Consider the following 6,646-nt stretch of genomic DNA (forward strand, 5'->3'; position numbering starts at 1 on the left):
ACGAAAATTGCTCACGAAGTCGAGTTGACCCTGAAAACATATCCCAAAACAGGTGGAGCACCCACGGAAAAAGCGCTGGATCGATGGGTTGACGAATTTGTCTGGGTCGATGACTCGCAACATATCTTATTCGTAGCCGGAGATCGAGGTGAAACCCCTGTTTATGAGACAAATATCACCGGAGACGACCTGCACCGCTTTGGCAAGGCCCGTGGCGGGTGGAGTGACATTCATCCCGTGCTGCGAAATGGACGACTAATACTCATTGGCAATTTGATGAGAATCGATCGCCCCTCGGAGATCGCAGCAGCTGATCCGTTAGAGATGGACGATAGCGCCCGAAAATTTGCGGTTGACTTTACCAAAAGCGGACCAGCCAAGGATGTAACACCACCTACATACGAGCCACCGTATCTGACTCACCTCAATGACGACCTCTTCTCTTCTCTGGATATATCGAAAATGGAGGACTTCTGGTTCGTTGGCGCTCTCGGAACAAAAGTTCAGGGCTTTCTCATCAAGCCTCCTAACTTCGACCCCAACAAAAAATACCCGGTCAAATTCCTTATCCATGGAGGCCCGCAGGGTGCATGGGGCGATAGCTGGAGCTATCGCTGGAATGCGGAGCTTTTCGCCGCAAACGGCTATGTCGTCATCATGATCAATCCGCGCGGCTCGACCGGCTACGGACAGGCCTTTATCGACGGCGTAAACGGCGACTGGGGCGGCAAGCCCTACATCGACCTGATGCGCGGGCTCGATTACGCCGAGCAGCACTACAGCTTCATCGACAAGACGCGCGAATGCGCGCTGGGCGCAAGCTACGGCGGCTACATGGCCGACTGGATTCTTGGCCACACCAACCGCTTCCGCTGCATCGTCTCGCACGACGGCATGTTCAATCCTGAATCAGCTTACGGAACAACCGACGAGTTGTGGTTCAACGAATGGGAGTTCAAGGGCACTCCCTGGACGAACCGCGCCCTCTACCGCAAATGGTCGCCCATGCTCGCCGAGACAAACTTCAAAACCCCAACGCTCGTCATTCACAGCCAGCTCGACTACCGCCTCGACGTTTCCGAAGGCTATCAGCTCTTCACCACCCTCCAACGCATGAAAGTGCCCTCAAAAATGCTTTACTTCCCCGACGAAGGCCACTGGGTCCTGAAACCGCAAAACTCCCAGCTCTGGTACAAAACAGTGAATGATTGGGTAGATCAGTGGACGAAATAGGCATTAAGAGAATCGTGGATGCCCATGTCTCGTAGAGACATGGGAGCCTTTCAGGTCAGATAATCATCAATAATGCCATTCCGCTCCACGCCGAAGAAAAAACAACCTCTCGACGAATCCGCGCTCTACGAGTACGCTATAGGTGCTCTCGGCCGCCGTATGCGCACCGTCGCCGAATTAAAGCGAATGATGCGCCCCCGCGTCGAAGAGGGCGAACAAGGCGAGGCAAAAATAGACCACGTCATAGCCCGCCTGAAAGCCCAGCGCTATCTCAACGACACCAACTACGCGACTGACTATGCGCGTCTCAGGCAGGAGAACTCCAGCTTCGGCAAGCGGCGTGTCCGCCAAGGCCTGGTCCAGAAAGGGGTGCACGCCAACGTCATCGCGAAGACCCTTGACGCTGCCTACGAAAATGTCAACGAAGAACAGCTTATTCGCCGTTTTTTGACACGAAAACGCATCCAAAAGCCCACAAATGACAAAGAAACCGCACACATCATGCGGATGCTCGTCCGCGCCGGCTTCTCAACGGGACTGATCTTCAAAATCCTCAAAAACTGGGACATAGACGAAGAAACCCTCTCCGCGCTCGAATCCATCGATCCCGAAGACAGCCCCGACTCTGATTGAGCCGAGGGCTGCCTCGTACGATCAGAACTTGTAGATCAGGTCAGCAGCAAAGGTGAATTGGTTGTTATTCTTACCGTTGTTATATGCCTTCAGATCCCATGAGCGGTCAAAGCGAATCTCGGGTCGGATAAGAATGGTATTGCCCATCCATTTGCCGAACATCAGAGTGTTCTCACTGTATTTAGTCGCGTAGCCGGTGCGCTGACCTTTTTTGTCATCCAGAAAATCTGACCGGAATGACAGGAACAGGCGCGGATTGAATTCCTTTTGCAGGTAGTTCACGATGGCATATTCCGGAGCGGTGCAGCGCAACTGCCCTGGTTGACAGAAGGCGCCGTTTGCCCCGATCTCTGTCGGAACGGGGTTCTCGACATTGCCCGCTACGTTTGGAACATCGCGCTCGTACATGTACCAGGCCTCCGTGGCAGTGTGCCAGCTTTTATTGAACTTGTGGTACCAGGTCAGATCGTAGTGCTGCAGGTTGTTATAGGCATACTTGCCGTCATTGATGCCGTTGGCGCAGCCATACAGGTTGTCGTTACCACTTGCAGTCGTGTAATTCAGGCAGAAATGAACGGTGGGCTTGCGATCCGGCGTCCAGGGCGCAACATCGTGCCCAGCAGAGAAGCCTGCCTGCACGAGCCAACGCTTGTTGAGCTTGATAGTGCTCATGATTCCGGTATCGGTAAACGGATCGATGGTGTAGAGAAGAGAATGCGTAAACATGTAGTTGTTCGGTGCCAGCTGCGCTTCAATGCCGGGCACGGAAATAAAGCGCCCCATGCGCACATCCATGCCTTGCGCTACGCGCGGAAAGTAGAGGTCCACATATTCCATCACCGGATCGAAGCCATATTGGCGGTTGAATAGTAACAACTGCTGGCTGAAATAGCCTTTGGCTGTCGTGAATCGGTAGTCAGTTCCGTAGAAGGCTGTGATGTGGTAACCCCAGTCGAAGTGCTTCGTCTGCACCGTATCTGCGAGCCGCTCAATATAGATCACGGCTTGATCGAGTTCGAGGCGATTGGGGAAGACCGTGTAGGAGTCGGGGAAGTTGTTCTTGCTGGATGTGCTGAAGTTCAATCCTGGCTCGATCCACCCGTAGACTTTTGTGCGGCTCTTCTCGTGATTGAGGGCTTTCATGAGTGGATAGACATTGCCATCCGGCGCGCCGATGTCCTGCGATCCACCGTAACTCCAGTCACTGTTGGGAAAAGGCGGCGAATCAAGCGGAGCGGGTAGGCCGCGCTTCTGTGGAGCGGAATCGCTGCTGCCGGTGCTCTGTCCACTCCAATCGTCGGTGTAGAACTTCGCCCAGCGCTCAGCAAAATTCCGCTGTTTTGTGCTGGGGGCGTCCGGAATTCCAGGCGAAGAAGATGGTTCATCTGTAACCGTCTCTGTGACTGATTGTGCCGATCCACTTAACCCTACTAGAAAACAAATCGCGGCAGTTGCCGCGCAAAGTGCTGACTTCCATTTGGCCCTCATCATTCTCCCTTATCTGTGTGCGTTCGAGACCGGGCAGAGTTTGTCAGTCCCGGTCGCTCAAAGCGAACACTTCAGATTAGGAAGGATGAGGTAAGGAGAGCCTAAGCCCGATAAAAGGGTTTTATAAGGACGATGAAATAGCTTGATTCTCGATACTTACGAGCCATCGGCCATTAGTGCGGTGCAGGCTCATTCGTCTCAATCGGAGGCGCTTCCACCATAATGTGCGTTGGCAGCTTCTCCTTCACCTTGAAGCCGTCCGCCTTCAGCTTGTAGGTCACCCGCAGGACCGGAGCGCACGCCGCCGCCGCTGTATTTGATGAAGGCCAGGTGATGCTCCAGCTCTCGGCAAAGCGTTTGGCGGACTCAGCAAGAGCAGGCGGCCCGGAGACGATATCCGCCGTCAGTGAGCCGTCTGCGGCAATGTGAAGCTGCAGTACAACCTCGCCCTGCAAGTGCGAGGCGCGGGCTTCGTTCGGGTACTGGATGTCGTTCTCGTACTTGACTTCCATCCCCTTGCATTTCTGTGCCATGCAAGAGGCTGCGAGAGCGGATATGACCAAAAATATCGAAGCAGCGCGCAATGCCATCGTGGGGAAAATCATAGCCTGCCGACTGCTAGACTTGAAAGATGCAATACCGTTACGGCTCTGAAATACGTGAGATGTTCCTGAAGTTTTTTGAGACGAAAGGGCACCGCCGCGTGCACTCGTCTTCTCTGGTTCCTGCCAACGACCCCACGCTGCTCTTTACCAATGCAGGCATGAACCAGTTCAAAGACGTGTTTCTCGGCCTCGAACACCGCGATTACAACCGCGCCACCACTTCGCAGAAATGCGTCCGCGCCGGCGGCAAGCACAACGACCTTGAAAATGTCGGCTTCACCCGCCGCCACCATACTTTCTTCGAGATGCTGGGCAACTTCAGCTTCGGCGACTACTTCAAGAAGGACGCCATCGCCTACGCCTGGGAACTGGTCACGTCGCCCGAATGGTTCGGAATTCCGAAAGACCGCCTCTACGTCACCATCTTCAAGGGTGAAAACGGCGTGCCCCGCGATGAGGAGGCCTACAACCTGTGGCTCGCGCAGGGAGTTCCCGCCGACCGCATCCACGAATGCGGCAGCAAGGACAACTTCTGGCAGATGGGCGACACCGGCCCCTGCGGCCCCTGCTCGGAGATTTTCTATGACATGGGCATTGATGCTTCGGAGACTGGAGAAGACAAGCCCTTCGGCCGCGATGACGCCCGCTACGTCGAAATATGGAACTTGGTCTTCATGCAATTCGATCGCAACGCCCACGGCGAGCTGAACCTGCTGCCCAAGCCTTCAATTGATACAGGCATGGGGCTTGAACGCACTGCTGCCGTGCTGCAGAGGAAGGTTTCGAATTTCGAGACGGATTTGTTCATGCCGCTGATACGGACTGCGGGTAAACTGACGGATCAACAGTACAGATCTCAACATTTATGGATGGCGCAGGGCCCAACCAACCCTCTGCCTCCCGCAAGATCTGAACTTGAAGAACAGCGGCTACAAGAAACGATCGATAAGAATCTTGTCGAAAATCCTTCATTGCGCATCATTGCCGACCACGCCCGCGCTGCTACGTTTTTGATTTCAGATGGGGTGCTGCCTGCAAATGAAGGACGCGGCTACGTGCTGCGCAAGATACTGCGTCGTGGCATTCGGCATGGCCGCTTGCTTGGGCAGGAAAAACCCTTCATGCGCGATATGGTCTTTGCCGTTCGCGATGAGATGCAGGATGCTTATCCGGAATTGAAGGAAAGTGCAGACCGTGTTGCGAAGGTTGTAGAGGCCGAGGAGCGGCAGTTTGCTCGGGTGATTGAATTAGGTTCGCGCGAACTAGAGAGAGAAATCCAACGAATTAAAGATAAGAGAGAAGAGGCGGAAGAGATTCTTCTGGGAAATGAATCTGGAGCATTGAACGATTGGTTGGCAGAAGGCGGCGCGTCTTTGAACTTCTTCGCGGGAGGACGCGAAATCCTTCTTGAGGCAGCGCATCGAGAAGTAAATTCAAACCAAACTCTACTTGGTGATAAAGCTTTCCACCTTTATGAAACCTACGGCCTGCCACTTGATTTCATTCAAGATGCCTGCCACGATGCAGGTATAGATTTCGACCTAACAGGCTTTGAAAAAGCCCGTGCTGAAGAGCAGGCCCGTGCGCGCGCCTCATGGAAGGGCGGAACGAAGCAGTCGGCGAGCCCGGTATTCCGGGAGCTTCCGAAGACTGTCTTCGAGGGCTATCGTCAGCTCATATCCACCGGAGCCGAAGTGCTGGCCATCATCAAGGATGGCCAAGGTGTGCAGGCGGCGAATCCCGGCGATGCGGTCGAAATCGTGCTCGATCACACGAGCTTCTACGCCGATTCCGGTGGTCAGATTGGCGATACGGGCTGGCTCTATTCCGACGACCACAACTCCGTCGTCGCCGATGTGAGCGGATGCACCAAGCCGGTTCAGGGCGTCTTCGCGCACAAAGCGATTTTGCGCCAGGCGCTCAAGATTGGTGACAAGGTGGACACGGTGGTCGATGGCAATTCCCGCAACGCCACGAGGCGCAACCATACCGGGACGCACCTGCTGCACGCCGCGTTGCGCGAGGTGCTGGGCAAGCACGTCAAGCAGGCCGGGTCGCTGGTGGAACCAAACCGCCTGCGCTTCGACTTCTCGCACTTCACCGCGATTGCCGATGAAGAGTTGCAGGACATCGAAGACCTCATCAATAAGGAAGTGCTCGGGAACACACGCGTCGTGACGCTGGAAGACGTTCCAATCGACGTGGCCATCAATGAGTATCACGCGATGGCGCTCTTCGGCGAGAAGTATGGAGAAAAAGTCCGTGTCGTTAAGATCGGCGACTTCTCGACCGAGCTTTGCGGCGGCACGCACACCGGAGCGACGGGCGAGATCGGAGTCGTGAAGCTGCTGGGCGAAGGCAGCGTGTCTTCAGGAGTGCGGCGCGTGGAAGCTGTCACCGGACTTGGCGCTCTGAACGAGTTTCGCCGCGGCTTCGAGGTGGCGCAACTTGCCTCACAGCTTTCGTCAAGCGCAGACCTCTCACCCGTCGACGCGCTCAAGCACAAACTCAGCGCACAGGACGAGGAGCTAAAGAAGCTCCGCCGCGAACTGGAGCAGATTCGCATGAAGTCCGCTGCTTCGGCAGTTTCAAGCGCCGCCGATCAGGCCGTTGAGGTGAAGGGAATTAAAGTCTTGTCCCAGCGCGTGGATTCACTTGACCGCGGACAAATGCGCACCCTTGTCGAT

The 6,646-nt window shown here is 55.1% G+C and carries 5 protein-coding genes; 3 read left to right on the forward strand and 2 right to left on the reverse strand.

Features of this window, described 5'->3' with window-relative positions; genetic code table 11:
• The coding region (locus VEV40_RS14830; RefSeq protein ID WP_324833408.1) for a S9 family peptidase at positions 1-1,233 on the forward strand (1,233 nt) is incomplete at its 5' end.
• 72 nt (positions 1,234-1,305) lie between these two features.
• The gene (locus tag VEV40_RS14835) at positions 1,306-1,866 is read left to right on the forward strand and encodes a regulatory protein RecX (RefSeq protein WP_324833410.1); all 561 of its coding nucleotides are present in this window, start codon (positions 1,306-1,308) and stop codon (positions 1,864-1,866) included.
• Between the two features lie 21 nt (positions 1,867-1,887).
• Here the strand turns inward: VEV40_RS14835 and VEV40_RS14840 are convergent, their stop codons facing one another.
• Positions 1,888-3,357, reverse strand: coding sequence for an outer membrane beta-barrel protein (locus VEV40_RS14840; RefSeq protein ID WP_324833411.1), 1,470 nt, complete (start codon positions 3,355-3,357; stop codon positions 1,888-1,890).
• A 170-nt stretch (positions 3,358-3,527) separates the two neighbouring features.
• The gene (locus tag VEV40_RS14845; RefSeq protein WP_324833413.1) at positions 3,528-3,887 is read right to left on the reverse strand and encodes an energy transducer TonB; all 360 of its coding nucleotides are present in this window, start codon (positions 3,885-3,887) and stop codon (positions 3,528-3,530) included.
• Between the two features lie 98 nt (positions 3,888-3,985).
• Between VEV40_RS14845 and alaS the strand changes: the two genes are divergently transcribed.
• Positions 3,986-6,646 (forward strand): alanine--tRNA ligase (gene alaS / locus VEV40_RS14850; RefSeq protein ID WP_324833414.1); only part of this gene is annotated, 2,661 nt, incomplete at its 3' end.

The organism is Alloacidobacterium sp. (genome assembly GCF_035631355.1).
In the GTDB taxonomy this organism is placed as follows: Bacteria; Acidobacteriota; Terriglobia; order Terriglobales; family Acidobacteriaceae; genus Alloacidobacterium.